This window comes from Niallia sp. MER 6 (genome assembly GCF_023714395.1).
Classification (GTDB): Bacteria; Bacillota; Bacilli; order Bacillales; family Cytobacillaceae; genus Niallia.
This window is the reverse complement of the sequence record NZ_JAMAUK010000005.1, coordinates 158,851-176,469: the sequence shown is the minus strand read 5'-3', so window position 1 is coordinate 176,469 and position 17,619 is coordinate 158,851. Positions and strand designations below refer to the sequence as shown.

The window sequence follows — 17,619 nt, the reverse complement described above, 5'->3', positions numbered from 1 at the left end:
TTATTCCGCTGCAAAGTATAAATGATGATGTAAGGAACATCTGTCATTATACTTCGCACCACAAACAGTACAAGAGCTCATTTCCTTGTACGAAGCAATGGAATGCTCTGTATTGCACACACCACAAAGAATAGCCTTCTCCGCAAATTTATTTTTCGGCCAAACTTGAATTTTGTGATCTGCTGCCTCTTCATGACATTTATAACAAGGATAGTATGTATTACAACAATAGAATTTAATGGCGATAACATCAATAGCACTGTGATAGTGCTTGCATCTCGTCTCATTATCTATCGTAAATCCGTGAACTTGCATAGTCTTTCCTCCTAAAGCAGAACTGATTATATTATACAATGATTTTTTAGAATACTTCCATTCCAATCTCTTTAAGAAATACCCATTAGTAATTGACACCCTTTTCTTTCTGTTATACATTATATATAACAGATAAATAGAAAGGAGAGGAAAAGTTATGTCTACGATTCTTACAGGAGTCTTGCTACAAATTGTGCTAACTGTCATTATTCCCATCATCCTCTTAATTGTGCTGCGTGTTAAAAACATGTTTACCTGGAAAGCTTTCGGAGCCGGAGTACTCATCTTTATTTTGTTTTCACAAATACTAGAAAAGCTTTTGCATGTAGCTGTCCTTGCCCCATCAGGAATTGCATTGAAATGGACAGACAATCCTTATATTTTCGCAGTATATGGGGCATTTGCGGCGGGAATATTTGAGGAAGTCGGCAGATATTTTGCGTTTCAAGTAATGTTAAAAAACAACCGGTCTTACAGAGACGGACTTTCCTATGGGCTCGGGCATGGCGGAACAGAATCGGTTTTAATCGGAGCTTTTTCTGCTGTAAATACGTTAGTCATTTATTTTCTTATCCAATCTGGAAGTCTTGAGCAAACGCTTGGTGCTTCTCTCCCTGAGGGACAGCTGAATCTCATCAAGGAACAGCTTGCCAACGCAAGCATATGGCTGTTTGCTGCAGGCGGAATGGAAAGAATATGTGCCATCGCCCTTCATATTGCCTTGTCTATCCTCGTTTTACTTTCAATAAGGGAAAAACAATGGAAGTATTTAATGTATGCGATTCTGTTTCATGCTGCTGCTAACTTCCTGCCAGGCTTATACCAAGCGGGAGTCATCAAAAGCCTGCTGGCTGTAGAAGCAATTCTTTTCAGCATTGCAGTAATCTCTGTCATTTTCACTTACCGAATAAAAAACAGATTTCATTAACTAAAAAAAAGAAAATTCTCTTTAGCACGCAGAGAATTTTCCTTTTTTTATGTCAGCTGCGGCCTAATACTACTCATTTCCTTTTCCGCATTCCTTAAGCTTACTAGCCATAGATCAGCAAGTGCCATGCCGTCCATTAGTTCTATATTCAGCCCCTTAGCATAAGTGATTGCCTTAGGCGTAAAGGTGCCAGCTGTTATCACATAACCGCCTGCTGCACGTTTTTTTATGATGTTTGAATGAATCAAGGCAATTTGTTCAACCCCGACTTCCTGCTGATTGCTATTAATTTGTCCTAAGTACAGCCCATCTTTTGTTTGGTGCTCCAAGTTTACACCCGTTTCATCTGTATCATTCAGCACCCAAGCTGTGCCACCTCTTGTTCTTTCCAGCAGGTTTGCAGCAAATAACTCTAAGGTTACTTCCTCTTTCACCCAGACCGGACTGCTTGTAATTTGCTTATCAGCTGGAAGAAAACGCAGAAACAAACCCATTGCTAACGTTTTTCTTATTTCCTGACTTGTATGGAGATGCTGTAGTATCAGACTGTCCTTATAATTCTCCTGCTTTTTTGTCCAGAAAAAATGAATGAAAGCAAGGACAATCAGTATACCTGCAATTACTTCGAAAAATAGCAAAACTGTTCCCTCCTTATTCATAAGGATAGACAGAGAGAATATAATTATACAAAAAATCACAAAAGGTTGTAAAAAGCTGCTGCCTGAAGCTTTTATGAATCCAATGGAATGCTCACCGTAAAGGTTGTTCCTACTCCTTTTGCGGAATAAAATCGAATATGTCCGTTATGCTGTTCAATAATGTTATAGCAAACCATTAAACCGAGACCAGTTCCCTTTTCCTTTGTTGTATAAAATGGCTCCCCTAGCCTGTCTTGAATATCTTCAGGAATGCCCACACCATTATCGATTATCTCAAACAAAGCATGTCCATCCGCTTCCTTGGCATAGACCATAATTTTACCGCCATGAGGCACTGCTTCAATCGCATTTTTTATGATATTCATAAATACTTGCTTCACTTGATCTCCATTACATCTGCAAAATAACGGCTTGTCCATTATTTCAAAATGAAGCATCACATTCTCCATATTTGCCTGTGATTGCATAAAGGTACAGATATCATATAAAAGCTTGGACAAATCCATCACTTTAATTTCTGTCGACACTGGCTTTCCTAGCAATAATAATTCACTGGAAATTGTCTCAATCCGATTAATTTCAGCATCTAAGATTGGATACACATCTTTAATGTTTAAGGACCCTTGTTCTGCCAGCTTCATAAACCCTTTAATAGCTGTAAGCGGATTTCTGATTTCATGGGCAATGCTTGCAGCAAGCTGACCTGCAATTTCCAGCTTCTCATTCCTTATCATCAGCTCATGATTTTCTTTACGTTCCTTTATGTTTCTCGCAATATGAATAATCGTTTCCTTATCCTCAAAAACGAAGGGAAACGACAATACTTCTACATCGACTTTTTTGCCAGTCATTGCTATTAATTTAACTTCACATGTAGAAAATCGATCCTTATTAAGAACATTTGCAGCCTTTTGCTTAATCTCTTCATGATAGGCTGGGTCAATGATATCCCATACTACTTTATGTTGAAGATTCTCCGTGTTTGCTTTCATTAACTTTAAAGCCGATTTGTTTGTATATGCTATATTGCCACGTGAAGTGATAAAAACGGCGTCAGGCATTTCTTCTATAATTCTTGCATAATGTGATTGTGCAATTCTCAAGGAAGATATAGCAGTCTCATAAATCATTTCCTTCCGAATGGAAGGATGCAGATTCTCTTTGTCATAAAAGCTTGATACTACAAACTCATTATCAGACATAATGTATTGATTAAATTTCATGATCTCCATTTGTACCGTTGCTGGCAGCTTCATCCCATCAAATGCACAGATGCCAAAGCTGTTGACTTTTTTGATAAACTGTTGGGCACAACCTTCATATTTCGTTAGCTTTTCGAGCAAGTTAACCTGTCCGTCAAGCCAAATCACCTTTCCCCAATGCCTAATTGGTTTTCCAGTTTTTAAAAGGGGACCTATCGTTTCTGAGAATTTCCGAAACATTCTGTCAGGATTAAGCGGCCTACTCGGTTCATAGAAGTCCTCATTATCTACAAAAAGTATAGATTCCAATTGTGATTTAGTAATACCTTGGATTTGGAGTTTAGCAACAACGATGGAGCGGACTTTGTTGCTGTCTATAAAAAGAATCCCTTGATTTAATTCAATTCCGGCAGTTAAAAAAGACAGCGCATTATCTATGTATTTTTCAAACTCTGCAGATACATATAAAATATGGGTACCATTTCTGATTTTTGTATTTTTGCTAAGAGCTGTTTCAGGAGGAATATTATGTCTAAAGCTGTTAATTGCCATCCAAGTCCCCACTTTCTTATGTAGCGTGTTTATAAACGTAAAAATGAATTTTTGATATCGCTTACTTTTCCTTTTCCTTTTCTATCATACATATTTTTTGGTAATTTTCCTAGTACATTCTGATTGCAGTGAAGAATTTCACCAAAAGGAAAAAGGCGCCTTTTAAGCGCCTTTTTTGTTATTCTTCCTCTATTAAATGCTTAAGCACAGACAGTTTATTGTGCCAGAACTGTTCGTAATAAGAAATCCATTCTTGAACCTCCGCAAGGGGTTCCGGCTGAAGAGAGTAAATTTTTTCTCTGCCTGCCTTTTTTGCTGTGACAAGTCTTGCATCTGCCAGCACTTGCAAATGCTTGACAATTGCTGTCCTGCTTACTGGAAACTGGCTTGAGATTTCAGAGATTGGCATATCCTTTTCAGACAATAGCTTCAGCACATGTCTTCTCGTTGGGTCGGCAATTGCTTGAAAAACATCTTGTTTTACAGCAGAAGCTGTCATTTACGCTTCTGCTTCCTTTTTCAGCTTTTGAACAATGCCGCCCCAGCCTTGGTTCATTCTATCGCGGATTATAGCTGACTTTTCATTTGCCTTGCCAATTAATTCGTCATTAGCCTTCCATCCACCATGCACAATAGTAAATTCTGTTTTTCCATTTACCTCTTGCAGGGAGAATGTGACAAACCATCCTTCCGTATCCCAATCAAATGCAAGCTTATGAGGAGGATTTAATTCTGTCACCTTACAAGGTGACGGTCCGAATGGAGATTGCAGATGAAATTCATGGCCAAGCTTTGCCTCAAAATTATTTGGCATAAACCATGCAGCAATTCCATCTGAAGTGGAAACAAAGTTCCAGACTTTCTGTATGTCCGCATCAATAGTAATAGTTTGGACAATATCCTGCACCTTGTCCTGATTTTGACTAATTGTCATAAAGGCATGCTCCTTTAAGTTTAATTTAAATAACACCTTTTGGTTACACTTTTATCTTATAACACCTTTTGGTTATATGTCAACCTGCCTTCCCCTATTATGACTATTGTTTATTTTTTCTTATTCGTTCATTCCATAATCTCTTTCCACTTTGCAAATACGGACAAAGTAATCTTCATACCAGCTTGATTTACCTAGCTTTTGGGCTGTTTGATGCGCAGAATTCTCCTTCCAGTGTTTAATCGCTTCAAGAGATTCCCAGTAGGACACGGTTATCCCTAAGTTTGCATCCCTTGCACTTTCTATTCCAATAAAGCCAGGCTGTTGTCCAGCAAGTTCTTCCATTCTCTCAGCCATTTTCCCATAGCCATTTTCTCCATCTGTTCTTTTTGATGTAAAAATAACTGCATAATACTCTTTCCGTTCCAAAACATTCTCCCCTATCTGCTTAATCTCTGTTTTTTTATTTCGCGTCTATAAAGATAAACTCCTTTTTTAGCTTATAATAAAAAACACTGGCAAAAGCTTCATTTCGCCAGTGTTCGTCCTTTGCGCTGCAGATAAAATTCCAGTGTTCCCATTTCCTCATTTGCAAGTATTTCCATTTCTTCGAGATCTTTTGTTGTAACATATGGGTCTGATGCATTCCATTTTATAAATTTAATAAAATAATAGTTTTTAATTGGGTATAGTATTACTTTGGAATGAGCAAATTTATCATATTTAAATTCCATGCTGCCTTTTTTTCTGTAAGCGTAGGAAATCACATTCATGTTCCCACCTGCTTTCTCATTAATATCCATTTATTTCACTATTCCCTGTCCTTATGAAGAAAAACCACATGCAGAAACAGAAATTTATCCTATTTTACTTATCTCTATGCTATAATTACAAAAAATTCATACAGAAGTACTATTAAGGAGATATAATCTTATGGAAAAAAAAGGATGTTTTGACATTAAGGTGAATCACTTCTCCAAAACGATTGATATGTTAATAGAAGGTACCTTTGATCCCTCTAAAGTTTTCGAGTTTGTCACTGATTACAAAAATAAAATGATAGGAGTGCCTGTCAAAGAGTACAGATTAATCATCGATTGTAAAAACATGGATGTTCTAACCCAAGAGATGATTCCATACATGGAAAACTCATTTCGTTTATATAAAGAATTCGGCGTAGAAAGAATGATTATTATCATTCAAAAAAGTCCTGTGCTGAGAATGCAGCTGAAACGTATCGCAACGAGAACAGGATTATTATTTCCTGTGATTGTTGAAATATAGTTTACGAGGGGAAATAGAGTCTATTTTATTTATAGCAAGTATAGTTAGAAAAGCAATACTTCACAAACAAATGTAGAAAAATAGACATATTTCCCATTCTCCTCCTAACAACTTACCCACTCCCACATTTTCTACAATAATTTAATTCTTTGCCTTCAAAATGTAAGCAGATTTATTTAAATAGTCAAACATTGATTTTTCTTAATATTTAATCTAATATAGTTAGTGTTTTTATTACAAAAATCTGAATTATCATACTTTGGAGGTTTCGTTATGGGAGTCATCGAGAAAATCAGCAGCTTTGCCGGAAAAACATTTACATTATGGGTGTTAATTTTTGCCGCTGTTGCCTACATTATGCCCAATCATTTCGTTTGGATTGGCAGCTATATTGTTCCTTTATTAGGGATTGTTATGTTCGGCATGGGGCTTACTTTAGAATTATCCGATTTTAAAGAAGTATTCACACGTCCTAAGGATGTTGCTCTTGGAGTAATTGGTCATTTCATCATTATGCCGTTGCTTGCATTTTTGCTCGCAGTTGGGTTGGACTTGCCAAGTGAAATTGCTGTTGGCGTCATTTTAGTAGGCTGCTGCCCAAGCGGTACAGCATCTAATGTTATGGTATTTTTGGCGAGAGGAAATGTTGCCCTCGCAGTTGCCATTGCATCCGTTTCGACGATATTAGCACCAATTGTGACACCATTGCTGATTTTGCTGTTTGCAAGTAAATGGATACATATCAGTGTAGGTTCCTTGTTTCTTTCAATTGTACAAGTTGTCATCATTCCATTAGTTCTTGGTTTTATCGTTAAACGCTTTTTTGGAAAGCAGGCTAAAGCTGGTGCTAAAGCGATGCCGCTTGTTTCGGTAATTGCGATTGTTTTAATTGTGTCTGCCGTTGTTGCTGGCAGTGCTGAAAGATTGGCTGAAACTGGGCTGATTATTTTTGGAGTCGTTATCCTTCATAACGTCCTTGGCTTTATCATCGGCTTTTTCTTTGCACGTCTTTGTGGTATGGACTTGGCCAAGCAAAAGGCTGTGGCAATGGAAGTAGGCATGCAAAATTCAGGATTGGGAGTTGCGATTGCTACAGCTCATTTTTCACCGCTGGCAGCAGTTCCTAGCGCCATTTTCAGCGTTTGGCATAACTTGTCTGGTTCGCTTCTTGCCAATCTGTTCAGCAGAATGAAAGATAAAAACAACAGTGAAGATCCAGAAATTAACAATAACCTTCATGCTTAAATGTTCAACATATATTTGCAAATCATCACCATTTAGCTGTGAAGTGAGTCTATTTCTCTTACAAACTGACTAAAATAGTAATATTCTAAATAATAATGCTATTCAAATAACCTTATGGTAGGATAATACTATTAGATTGTCATTTCAATTCGTTTAAAGAGAGGAGAACACATACATTGATCATTAAAGTTGATGATTTACAAGGACCTGAAATTGCAGGCTTATTAGAGGATCACCTTCATAGCATGACACTTCATTCACCGCCTGAAAGCATCCACGCCCTTGATTTAGAGGGATTACGCAAGCCGGAAATAACGTTTTGGAGCGCCTGGGAGGATGGTGCGCTGTTAGGATGCGGCGCATTAAAGGAATTGGATAAAAATCATGCAGAGGTAAAATCGGTAAAGACTGCTCCTGCCCACTTGCGAAAAGGTGTTGCTAAACAAATTATGTTACATATTTTAGAAGCCGCACAATTCCGCGGCTATGAACGCTTAAGCCTTGAAACAGGCTCAATGGATGCTTTTTTGCCTGCAAGAAAGCTATATGAAACATTAGGATTTACTTATTGTGGTCCATTTGCAGATTATAAACATGATGAGAACAGCATGTTTATGACAAAGCTGCTGTAATTTTTCAAAGAAAACGGCTTTAGGAAACACACATCCTAAAACCGTTTTTTCTTTATTCTGTGATACGCAGTTTATCCCATACAGAATGCCATTTTTTTTGCTTTATTCTTGCCTCGTAAATATGTCTGTTGTTTGCCTTTTTAAAGGGCGGGGTTGGTTTAACCTCAAGGAAAACAGCATCTTTTATCCCCCATGGAGCACAAAGAACGATGCTGTCATCTTTATGAAGCTTTACTCCAAGCGCTGTAGCCGTTTCAGGAAAATGTGCTATCCCATCAGCAGAAGATTCATATGGCGGGAAGTTATTTAAAACATGCATGCGAGCTTGATTTTTTACAGACCATGGCAGATTCGGATTGTATTGTTCTAATTTTTTCTCTAGCTGCTTTTCCTTCTCTTCTGATATTTCGGTTGAGTCAAAATAAATCACATCAATATCAGCAAGAGGTGTTCTATGTGAAAAACCATGGATTTTATCCCAGATTTTTGTTCGGACAAACCCTGCACAAATCCACCAATCAGGCAAGTTGAGCTTACGGACCATTCGTAAAATGTCCATCATCCATTCATCGTCATGAATCCACTCTTTAATGTCTAATTCTGTTTGTATCATGATTACACCCTCTTTTTTTATTGCTTCCCTTTTAATAGTAACAGAGAGCAAAAGTGAATTGTAAATATCTACTATAGGAAATCAATAAAAAAAATGCACCTTCAGCTGAAGATACACTTAAAGGATGGCCTCAAAGCTTTCCATTGTGATTGGTTTGGAGAAATAAAAACCTTGAGCCTGCTCACAGCCAAGCTGTATAAGCTTTTGTACTTGTGCTTCAGTTTCAACACCTTCTGCGATAATTTCCAGCTTAAGATTATGTGCCATAGAGATTATGGCAGAAACTACTTCAATATTGCCTTCTATTTGATCAATAAAAGACTTATCTATTTTTATGCAATCGACCTGAAGCTTATGAAGATAGGACAACGAACTATAGCCTGTACCAAAATCATCCATGCTGATGCTGATGCCAAGCTCACTTATTTTCTTTAATGTCTCATTGACAACAAGCTCATTCTTCATGACAATTCTTTCGGTTATTTCCAATTCAATAATGCTGCCGTCTATTTTGTACTTTTGCAAAAGTCCCGCAATAAATGAGACGAAGTCCTCTCTTAATAATGTGACAATTGAAATATTAATAGAAATCCTGCCGAATGTTTTCCTTGAAGTTGCCCATCTATGAATATGCTTGCACACTTGAGCAAACACATATTTTTCCAACTTTACGATTAGACCGCTTTCTTCTGCCAGCGGAATAAATTCATTGGGCGGTATAAAGCCTTTTTTATTATGTTTCCATCTAAGTAAAGCTTCAGCTCCAATAATCTTGCCGCTTTTTATATGATACTTAGGCTGATAGTAAACGGACAGCTCCTGATAATCCATGGCTTTTTGCAAATCACTCTCTAAACCGACTTTATGGTCTGCATGTAAGGACATTTCCTTGTTAAATTCCTTGAACCCATTAGCCCCTGCTTCTTTCATCTGGTACATCGCGATATCTGCGTACTTTACAAGGTCATCCACATCTGTTGTATGCTCGGGGAACCTGCTGATGCCAACACTTGCTGTCAAAATAATCTCATAACCGTCTATAAGGATTGGCTGTCTAAAAACATTATTAATAGATTTAGCAATTGATTTATACATATCCTTGTCACTACTGCCATCTGGAATGATAATCAAAAATTCATCTCCGCCAAATCTTGCCACTTTGCCGTTCTCTTCTACTAAATTATTAAGCCGTTTTGCTATTCTTTGCAGCAGACTATCCCCGAATGAATGCCCCAGAGTATCATTAATGCTTTTAAAGCGGTCAAAATCGAGGAGCATTAATGTAAACGGAGTGTTGTTTTCCACATATTGATTCATCGTAATCTTTGCAAGCCGTCTATTTGAAAGCTGTGTAAGATCATCATGAAAGGCTAGATGTTTTATTTGCTCTTCTGATTTTTTCTTTTCGGTAATATCCTCAACCAGTACAAAGGTGCCGATGAACTTTTCCTTTGTGATAATCCGGACTGCCGTAACAAAAACATCTTTTCGAGTATTATTCTTTAAAACTATTTCTGTCTCAAATTTATGAACCTTCCCTTTAAAATGACCTAATAGATAGTGTTTAATCTTCTCCTTATCCACCTTCATGAAGATTTCAGAAATGCTCTTTCCAACCAATTCCTCTTCCTCATATTCTAGTAGTTTAATACCTTCAGAATTCACACTATTGATTACTCCAGCTAAATCGATGCCAATAACGGCAACGGGGTTATGCTCAAACAGGGATGTATAAAAGTTTGCCTTTTTATTTAAAATAGTATCTCCTAAAAAATATGGCAGCAGCATTAATAATAAATTCGCTGCGATTGTTAAGGTGAACGGAATAAAAATCTCGTAATCACTATACATATAGCCTAAATTAAATTTCAAAATAGAAACTAATACAATATAGGGGATATTTGCAAGAGACACACCTGCAAGGACAATTCCGATATATTCCAGCCTTTTTGATGTTGCTTGAAAGACATCATCAGTGGTTATCAAAATCACAAACCGGAACACAGAAAAAGCAGATCCTATTGTTAGCAAAGAAGTAGTAATATACAGGATGATATTGAAATGGAGATGATTTTTAAACATCAGGGCAAAACCAATCGTATCAGCGGCGAGAATACATACTGCTAAAAATAAACTCCCCCAAAAATATTGGCTTTCCTTAACTTCCTTGGTTTGTGCCAATGCCAGAATTACTAAGGAACCGATAAAACAAAACAAATAGATGCTGATTAAATATAGCAGATAATTACTAGGCGAATATGGTAATGGCACCATTTGCATAATGAGATAAAGGGTTATCCAAAAAGTAAAGCCTAAGAGCAATGCACCAAAAATAAGAATTCCATTTCTATTTTTCTCATTTTCGTTCTTCCTTACTTTCTTGCTGATCCACAGCCCTAAAGCACAGCTTATGATAGACAGGATAGGAATTACGATCATATATTGTGTATGAAAATGGTCTAAGATGTGATGAAAAGGCAATGATATGACCTCCTGAAGTTTTAGCATGTTCCTATATTTCATTTATTAATCTATGAAGATTTATTATACACTACTTTTGTCATACGACTATACTACTATTTTTTCTTTTAGTTAACAAATATTATCTTTTTAATGCACTAAAAACTGCACCTCATTTATTAAAAGGTGCAGTTATAAAAAGATTGCTTATTTCGGATATGTCATTTCTTTCGGTTGGATATAGCTATCAAACTCTTCTTCTGTTAATAATTCTAGTTCTAATGCTGCCTGCTTTAAAGTGGAGTTATCCGCGTATGCTTTTTTCGCTATTTTTGCCGCATTTTCATAGCCGATATGCGGATTTAAGGCTGTTACAAGCATTAAGGACTCATTTAAATTTCTGTCGATTTTCTCTAGGTTTGGCTCAATTCCAACCGCACAACGATCATTAAAGGAAATAATGCTGTCACTAAGCAAGCGGGCGGACTGAAGGAAGTTATAGGCAATGACTGGCTTAAAGACGTTCAGTTCAAAATTCCCCTGACTTGCCGCAAAGCCGATTGCAGCATCATTTCCCATAACTTGAACAGCTACCATTGTCACGGCTTCACTTTGGGTTGGATTCACTTTTCCTGGCATAATAGAGCTGCCTGGTTCATTTTCTGGAATCATGATTTCTCCAATGCCGCAACGAGGCCCACTCGCAAGCCAGCGCACATCATTCGCTATTTTCATCATGTCTGCAGCCAATCCTTTTAACGCTCCATGTGCGAATGTTATCTCATCATGGCTTGTCAGTGCATGAAACTTATTTTTTGCTGATAAAAACTCTTTGTTTGTGAATAAGGAGATTTTTTCGGAAACTCTTTCAGAAAACTCTGGATGGGCATTTAAGCCTGTACCGACTGCTGTGCCGCCAATTGCCAGCTCACGCAAGTACGGCAAACTCGCTGCTATCATGCTTTCGGACTTTTCAAGCATGCGGTGCCAGCCGCTGATTTCCTGCCCTAATGTCAATGGGGTCGCATCTTGTAAATGAGTTCGCCCAATTTTAACAATTTCAGAAAACGCAGCTGCTTTTTCCTTAAAAGTCTCTTTTAGTTTGGCTATCGCCGGCAAGACCGTATCTTCCAGCTGAACAACTGCAGCCACATGAAGTGCTGTCGGATATGTATCATTTGAGCTTTGCGATTTGTTTACATCATCATTCGGATGCAGCCTGATGTCTAATCCTTTTTCAGCAAGCCATTTGTTGCCTGCAAAAGCAATCACTTCGTTAACATTCATGTTGGACTGTGTGCCGCTTCCCGTTTGCCAAACCACAAGGGGAAAATGCTCTTCAAGACTGCCATTTAAGATTTGGTCAGCACCGTAGCCAATCGCTTCCGCTTTTTCTTTTGCTAATAAGCCTAGTTCTTGGTTTACAATAGCAGCGCTTTTCTTTAAAATAGCAAAGGCGTGAATAATCTCCATCGGCATTCTTTCTGTTCCAATTGGAAAATTCTCTTTGCTTCGCTGTGTTTGTGCTCCCCAGTAACTTTCTGCCGGCACTTTAATTTCTCCGATTGTATCTCTTTCAAGACGGTACTCCATTGACATTCCTTCCTCTCTATAAAAAATGTTTTCGTTTCTATATCCTATTATATACGGTGCTGCCTGAATTTTCATATTTTTATCCTTGTAGAGAAGGTGATAATTCATTTTACATATTTTGTATATCTTAAGTAGTAACAGGAGAAACTGACATTAAGTTAACTTTAAGAGGTATTTATATGAGAATTATTGCTGCATTGATTTCCATGATCATGCCAGGATTTGGCCAAATTTATAATCGTGAGCTGTTAAAGGGCGTAATTTTTATTATTTTTGAGCATTTCGATAATATGCTTGGCAGAATTAATGAAGCTATCGCACTTGATTTTAACGGTTACCATCAGCAAGCAGTAGAAACAGCCTCATTTGACGTTCTGCTCTTTTATCCTGGATTTTATGTTTATGCAGTCTGGGATGCTTGGTTTTATGCTAAGGAAGGTGCAGATAAAACAAGGTCTGCAATTCCCTTTGTTGCTGCAGGATTTTTAGGGGAAATGGGTACGATTTTTGCTGAAAAGCTTCCCTTCCCTACACTGACTATCGGATTGTTAATGATTGTGCCAATGGGTATTGGAATGGTTATATTTCGGAATCACTGACCATTATTTTATGTTGATATTGCCGACAGAAACGGATATGGTCAACTTGTCTTTAGCACTGGAGGCTTCTTTCACCAACTCTTTGCCCGGCCCAATTTTTTTCACAGTTAAAAGGGAGTTATTTGCTGTTATCGCTCCGTTTTTAGTGATGGCATGTATGGCTGTATTAGTTGTATAAAGTTCTTTCGGGAGCTGTATATGAACATTGCCATTAGAGACTTTTAGATAATTTTCTCCTTGAACACGCAGCAGCTCAAGACTTTTTATTCCGCCTACTTTGTTATCAATATTTACTTGGGCACTTACTTTCCCTAAAGAGACACTGCCATTGTTTGATTTAATGGCAAGCTTTCCTCCTTGAAAACTACTTAACTGAATACTTCCTACTTCGGAATTTATGGAAAGTAGCCTTAAATCCGTAATTTGACCGATTTCTGTCTTTCCGTTCTGATTAGTTATTTCTAATGTATCTATCATTCCAGAAGGGATATTTAGTGTTAACTTCGCTCTCATTTTTCGACCAGGCAAGTATTTCTTCCAGCCTTTATTTAATATATTTATAGATATATAGGCTTTATCACCTTCCTCCTTTACTTGAACAGACGGTGTAGACAGCAATGATTTTTTTCCGTTTAATTCAAGGGATAAATCAGGCTTGTCGGTAACTACTTTAAGATCGGAAAAATCTGATTGTAGAATTAGATGACTAGATTTTTTTAAACTGATGCGTTGTTCAAATTTCGTAGACATAATTCCTGCTATTGAAAATAATGCCATTATTAATACCCCTCCTAAAATAAGTCTCTTTATGGACATAGTATATCCTCCCCCCACCCTTAATATTTTAATAACTAAAATATTTAATAATTATAATATATTCTAAATTCGATAAAATATCCATTTAATTCAAAGAAAAAAACAGATCGTTGCGACCTGTTTAAGTTATATCCTCAATATGTTTAAAGAGCTTATTAATCTCTGCCAGTGTGTTGGTAATACTCAGGAGCTGTTCATCTGTAAATTTTGAAAAGATGGCGTTGACTCTGTCTTCCCCTTTTTTCGTTAAAGCAACACGGACAATACGCCTGTCATCCTGCAAGCGAATTCTTTCCGCATAGCCCATTCTTTCCAGCTTATCACACATATTAGTAGCAGCACCTGGTGTCAGTAGGAAAACCTCTGCTATTTGCGTGATTTTCAGAAATCCAAACAGTTTCAAGCGAAGCATGAGGAGCACGAGATTTTCAGATAAGTCCTCATCAAAGGTTAGCAGCCGCATAAAGTTATTGGACTTAACTTGAATATGAAACATCTCCTCCATTAAATTTCGAACTGTATCATCGTTTTGTTTTATCACGTTTAACATCCTTTGTTAATTATTTCAATAACTAAAATAGTAACTATTATAACTGCAAAATCTGTTTGATTGAAATCAGGAAGTATCATTTGAATTTTGCAAAAATTATCACCTTCATTATTTTAGCAAAATAAAGCCTTATCATCCAACATTAAGGATAATAAGGCTATTGTAACAAAATTTTTAAGCGGAACCGCTCTAACTAATTTACTTTCTCTGGATGAGGAATTCAAATTCTATCGTTTCATTAGCATGAATTAAATGCTCCTCATGAACCGGCGCACCCCAGCTGTCATCACCGCCAACGCCCATCTGCCTGCCCGCCACAGTCACAACTGTATAATGGATAGGCGGCAGCTCATAAACATGCTGCGCATTCTCAAGCTCAAAGGCAGTATATGGCGAGATATTACATTCAAGTGGTGTATTTACAGAAGATATTAAAATACCACGGCCATTTTTTGATGTGGCAGATACATGTCTGACACCTGTTCGATTTCCTGATTCTTGCGGCATAACATACCCTGATAGACTCTCTTCCACCTCTTGCTGAAAATGGCATAGTTTTGCGCCCATGTTCCTGTCAGAATAGTTCTCTTCTGGTCCGAGAGCATACCATTCAAGCTTTCTGTAATCTGCTGGAAGCTTAAACGTAAGCGCAAAAATCGGCAGCTGAGGCAGACTGTCAGCTCCTTTATACGCTGACTTCACATGCACACTTCCATCTGAATAAACGGTGTAGGTGACTGTTACCTCGATGTCTTGATGCACAGAGAATTCATATGTGAATGCAACACTTGTTTGACTGTTGCTTTCCTTCACTTGAATGTCCTTACACCTACGCGCAAGACTTGCCGCATACCAGATTCCCGAATGATAGCTTTGTGAAAACCCACGGTCATTGTCTGTTGTCGCTCTCCAAAACAGTGGGGCAGGAGGTGATGAGATCATTTCTCTGCCAGCATAGCTCAAAGAAACGAGACTGCCAGATGCTTTAGAAAATAGCACAGAAAAATCTTTACCATGAACACCAATATTAACATCACCATGGACAGTTCGCAGTTCTCCAACAGGCGGACTAAATTGTTTGCTGCCCTTTTCATAAACATACTGTCCGAATGCAATCTCAAAGCCTGCTTCTGCCCAAAGGGTATTTTCCTTCAGTGTAAGTGATGCTTGAATACTATATTCACCTAAAGCTGCATCCAGATTTTCAGGCAGATCGAACTTGAAATATTGAGAGCTTTGCGGTTCAACTCCTGCCAAAGTACTTTTTCTGTACAGTTCCTTTCCTTCCAAAAACAGCTTATATTCTAATTGATAGCTGTCTGTATTTGTGAAGAGACTCTCATTTCTTATCGTGACACCATTTTCGTCTAATAAGAGCTTATAGTCTTGGTAAAGATATTTAACTTCCTGCATTTTGGGTGACAGTTGGCGGTTTGCATATACAATTCCATTTGTACAAAAACCGTAATCTGTCGGCCTGTCGTCAAAATCGCCGCCATATGCTAAGTATTCCTTGCCAAACCGGTCTTTTTTATAAAGGGACTGATCGATATAATCCCAGATGAATCCGCCTTGGTACATAGGATATTTTTGTTCTAACTCTGTATATTTGTACATGCCTCCAAGTGAATTTCCCATCGCATGCATATATTCACAGCTTATATATGGCTTCTCTGGATTTTCAGACAAGTATTTTTCAATAACAGCCGGTTTTGCATACATACGGCTTTCCATATCACTTGAATCATTATAAGCACGGTTGTGAAACACTCCCTCATAATGGACGAGTCTGCTTGGGTCTGTCTCTCTGAAATAGTTGGCAACGTTCAAGATAACTTCACCAGCATAGGATTCATTCCCGCACGACCAAATTAAGATGGAAGGATGATTTTTATCGCGCTCCACCATTGAAATGGCTCTGTCCATAACAATATCTTGCCATTCCGGTTTATTTCCAGGAATATTCCACGACGGCTCAACAGCCCCCATTTTTTGCCATGACCCATGTGTTTCCAAGTTCATTTCATCAATAACGTAAACACCATATTCGTCACAGAGCTCATACCAATAGCTTTGGTTTGGATAGTGAGAAGTACGAACAGCGTTGATGTTATGCTGCTTTAATGTTTTGATATCCCACAGCATGTCTTCTTTCGAAATTGCTCTGCCTTGTCTTGGATTAAATTCATGTCGGTTCACACCTTTAAACACAATTCGTTCACCATTGAGGCGCATAATTTTATCTGATAGCTCAAATCGCCTGAAGCCGAGCCTTTGTGGCACCACTTCTGTCAGGTTGCCAGATTCGTCATAAACACTAATGAATAATGTATACAAATATGGACTTTCTGCGCTCCAAAGGGACGGCTGGTCTACATTGATTGTTAAGGACCAATTGCTTGCCTCTTCCACCCCCATTGCTGCAGCTGTTGTTTTGCCCGTTTTGTCTCTAAGCTCTGCGCTTAGTTTAGACGCAGGTTTTCCTGTCAGCTTAACGGTTGCTGTTAATTTACCTTTTGTAAAAGTTTCATCCAGTTCAGGACGAACATGAAGATCTGTGATGTGAGTGGTAGGCACTGTGTAAAGATAGACATCGCGAAAAATCCCAGAGAACCTCCAAAAGTCTTGATCTTCAAGCCAGCTGCCAGTACTGCGCTGATACACTTCAACTGCAAGCTTGTTTTCCCCTTCTGCCAAATAGGGCGTGAGCTCAAATTCAGCAGGTGTGAAGGAGTCTTCACTATAGCCGACAAATTCCCCATTCAGCCATACGTAGAAAGCTGATTCTACCCCTTGAAAAGACACATTAACAGCACGCCCCTTCATATTTTCTGGAACAGAAAAATATTTGACATAACTGCCTACAGGATTATGATCGGAAGGAATTTCAGGGGGACGGATATCATTGTGGCCGTCCCACGGATACATCGTATTCACATATTGAGGCGTGCCATATCCTTGCAGCTGTATATGACCCGGAACGGTGATGTATTCCCAGCCTTCACAATCAAAATCTTTTTCATAAAACTGTTGTGGCCTGCTGTGTGGATTTTCTGCATAATGGAATTTCCAATCTCCGTTCAGACTGTGCCTGAGCTTCATCGGCACTCGAAGATTTGCCTCTTCAAATGTTTCATAATAATTATGGTCTGAATGAGCCAAAAGACGGTTAACAGCAAATACCTTCACATCTTCAAGCCAATCTAATGTTGGAATAATTTTCGTCATTGATTACAC

General features: G+C 38.1%; 18 protein-coding genes. 5 read left to right on the top strand and 13 right to left on the bottom strand.

Annotated elements, in window-relative coordinates; translation table 11 throughout:
• Positions 1-315: a CHY zinc finger protein gene (locus M3600_RS09450; RefSeq protein ID WP_251645554.1), complete on the bottom strand. Its 315-nt coding sequence runs from the start codon at positions 313-315 to the stop codon at positions 1-3.
• Positions 316-472: 157 nt separating this feature from the next.
• Between M3600_RS09450 and M3600_RS09445 the strand changes: the two genes are divergently transcribed.
• Positions 473-1,243 (top strand): YhfC family intramembrane metalloprotease, encoded by a 771-nt coding sequence (locus tag M3600_RS09445; protein WP_251645552.1) that lies wholly within the window; start codon positions 473-475, stop codon positions 1,241-1,243.
• A 47-nt stretch (positions 1,244-1,290) separates the two neighbouring features.
• Here M3600_RS09445 and M3600_RS09440 read toward each other — a convergent pair whose 3' ends face one another.
• The 6 genes from M3600_RS09440 to M3600_RS09415 form a co-directional block, all read right to left on the bottom strand.
• Positions 1,291-1,881 (bottom strand): restriction endonuclease, encoded by a 591-nt coding sequence (locus tag M3600_RS09440; protein ID WP_251645550.1) that lies wholly within the window; start codon positions 1,879-1,881, stop codon positions 1,291-1,293.
• Positions 1,882-1,973: 92 nt separating this feature from the next.
• Positions 1,974-3,656: an ATP-binding protein gene (locus M3600_RS09435; protein ID WP_251645548.1), complete on the bottom strand. Its 1,683-nt coding sequence runs from the start codon at positions 3,654-3,656 to the stop codon at positions 1,974-1,976.
• A gap of 178 nt (positions 3,657-3,834) precedes the next feature.
• Positions 3,835-4,155, bottom strand: a complete 321-nt coding sequence (locus tag M3600_RS09430) for an ArsR/SmtB family transcription factor (RefSeq protein ID WP_233313602.1) — start codon at positions 4,153-4,155, stop codon at positions 3,835-3,837.
• Entirely contained in the window at positions 4,156-4,590 is a 435-nt protein-coding gene (locus M3600_RS09425) for an SRPBCC family protein (RefSeq protein WP_237941562.1), read from the bottom strand.
• A gap of 120 nt (positions 4,591-4,710) precedes the next feature.
• On the bottom strand, positions 4,711-5,019 hold the full coding sequence (locus M3600_RS09420) for an antibiotic biosynthesis monooxygenase family protein (RefSeq protein WP_233313600.1): 309 nt from the start codon (positions 5,017-5,019) through the stop codon (positions 4,711-4,713).
• Positions 5,020-5,117: 98 nt separating this feature from the next.
• The gene (locus tag M3600_RS09415) at positions 5,118-5,363 is read right to left on the bottom strand and encodes a hypothetical protein (protein ID WP_237942303.1); all 246 of its coding nucleotides are present in this window, start codon (positions 5,361-5,363) and stop codon (positions 5,118-5,120) included.
• Positions 5,364-5,523: 160 nt separating this feature from the next.
• Here M3600_RS09415 and M3600_RS09410 point away from each other — a divergent pair, with 160 nt between their 5' ends.
• From M3600_RS09410 to M3600_RS09400, 3 genes are all read left to right on the top strand, one after another.
• Complete coding sequence (locus M3600_RS09410) at positions 5,524-5,874, top strand: hypothetical protein (protein ID WP_233313598.1); 351 nt, start codon at positions 5,524-5,526, stop codon at positions 5,872-5,874.
• 273 nt (positions 5,875-6,147) lie between these two features.
• Complete coding sequence (locus M3600_RS09405) at positions 6,148-7,119, top strand: bile acid:sodium symporter family protein (RefSeq protein WP_233313597.1); 972 nt, start codon at positions 6,148-6,150, stop codon at positions 7,117-7,119.
• Positions 7,120-7,295: 176 nt separating this feature from the next.
• Positions 7,296-7,751, top strand: a complete 456-nt coding sequence (locus tag M3600_RS09400) for a GNAT family N-acetyltransferase (protein WP_233313596.1) — start codon at positions 7,296-7,298, stop codon at positions 7,749-7,751.
• A 52-nt stretch (positions 7,752-7,803) separates the two neighbouring features.
• On the opposite strand, the gene M3600_RS09395 is transcribed toward M3600_RS09400, so the two are convergent.
• The 3 genes from M3600_RS09395 to fumC form a co-directional block, all read right to left on the bottom strand.
• Entirely contained in the window at positions 7,804-8,367 is a 564-nt protein-coding gene (locus M3600_RS09395) for a nucleotidyltransferase family protein (RefSeq protein WP_251645682.1), read from the bottom strand.
• A 114-nt stretch (positions 8,368-8,481) separates the two neighbouring features.
• On the bottom strand, positions 8,482-10,845 hold the full coding sequence (locus M3600_RS09390) for an EAL domain-containing protein (protein ID WP_251645537.1): 2,364 nt from the start codon (positions 10,843-10,845) through the stop codon (positions 8,482-8,484).
• Positions 10,846-11,031: 186 nt separating this feature from the next.
• Complete coding sequence (fumC, locus tag M3600_RS09385; protein ID WP_233314738.1) at positions 11,032-12,417, bottom strand: class II fumarate hydratase; 1,386 nt, start codon at positions 12,415-12,417, stop codon at positions 11,032-11,034.
• A 179-nt stretch (positions 12,418-12,596) separates the two neighbouring features.
• Between fumC and M3600_RS09380 the strand changes: the two genes are divergently transcribed.
• Positions 12,597-13,016, top strand: a complete 420-nt coding sequence (locus tag M3600_RS09380) for a hypothetical protein (protein ID WP_233313593.1) — start codon at positions 12,597-12,599, stop codon at positions 13,014-13,016.
• Positions 13,017-13,019: 3 nt separating this feature from the next.
• Here M3600_RS09380 and M3600_RS09375 read toward each other — a convergent pair whose 3' ends face one another.
• The 3 genes from M3600_RS09375 to lacZ form a co-directional block, all read right to left on the bottom strand.
• A complete protein-coding gene (locus M3600_RS09375; RefSeq protein WP_251645528.1) occupies positions 13,020-13,793 on the bottom strand; it encodes a DUF4097 family beta strand repeat-containing protein in 774 nt (257 codons plus the stop codon).
• A 160-nt stretch (positions 13,794-13,953) separates the two neighbouring features.
• Positions 13,954-14,373 (bottom strand): MarR family winged helix-turn-helix transcriptional regulator, encoded by a 420-nt coding sequence (locus M3600_RS09370; protein ID WP_233313591.1) that lies wholly within the window; start codon positions 14,371-14,373, stop codon positions 13,954-13,956.
• A 207-nt stretch (positions 14,374-14,580) separates the two neighbouring features.
• A complete protein-coding gene (gene lacZ / locus M3600_RS09365) occupies positions 14,581-17,610 on the bottom strand; it encodes a beta-galactosidase, LacZ type (RefSeq protein WP_251645526.1) in 3,030 nt (1,009 codons plus the stop codon).
• Positions 17,611-17,619: the final 9 nt, after the last annotated feature.

Bases quoted from the DNA above. Each gene is read 5' to 3' on its own strand.
- M3600_RS09450 (WP_251645554.1), bottom strand. From the start codon at position 315: ATGCAAGTTCACGGATTTACGATAGATAATGAGACGAGATGCAAGCAC.
- M3600_RS09445 (WP_251645552.1), top strand. From the start codon at position 473: ATGTCTACGATTCTTACAGGAGTCTTGCTACAAATTGTGCTAACTGTC.
- M3600_RS09435 (WP_251645548.1), bottom strand. From the start codon at position 3,656: ATGGCAATTAACAGCTTTAGACATAATATTCCTCCTGAAACAGCTCTT.
- M3600_RS09430 (WP_233313602.1), bottom strand. From the start codon at position 4,155: ATGACAGCTTCTGCTGTAAAACAAGATGTTTTTCAAGCAATTGCCGAC.
- M3600_RS09425 (WP_237941562.1), bottom strand. From the start codon at position 4,590: ATGACAATTAGTCAAAATCAGGACAAGGTGCAGGATATTGTCCAAACT.
- M3600_RS09415 (WP_237942303.1), bottom strand. From the start codon at position 5,363: ATGAATGTGATTTCCTACGCTTACAGAAAAAAAGGCAGCATGGAATTT.
- M3600_RS09410 (WP_233313598.1), top strand. From the start codon at position 5,524: ATGGAAAAAAAAGGATGTTTTGACATTAAGGTGAATCACTTCTCCAAA.
- M3600_RS09405 (WP_233313597.1), top strand. From the start codon at position 6,148: ATGGGAGTCATCGAGAAAATCAGCAGCTTTGCCGGAAAAACATTTACA.
- fumC (WP_233314738.1), bottom strand. From the start codon at position 12,417: ATGGAGTACCGTCTTGAAAGAGATACAATCGGAGAAATTAAAGTGCCG.
- M3600_RS09380 (WP_233313593.1), top strand. From the start codon at position 12,597: ATGAGAATTATTGCTGCATTGATTTCCATGATCATGCCAGGATTTGGC.
- M3600_RS09375 (WP_251645528.1), bottom strand. From the start codon at position 13,793: ATGGCATTATTTTCAATAGCAGGAATTATGTCTACGAAATTTGAACAA.
- lacZ (WP_251645526.1), bottom strand. From the start codon at position 17,610: ATGACGAAAATTATTCCAACATTAGATTGGCTTGAAGATGTGAAGGTA.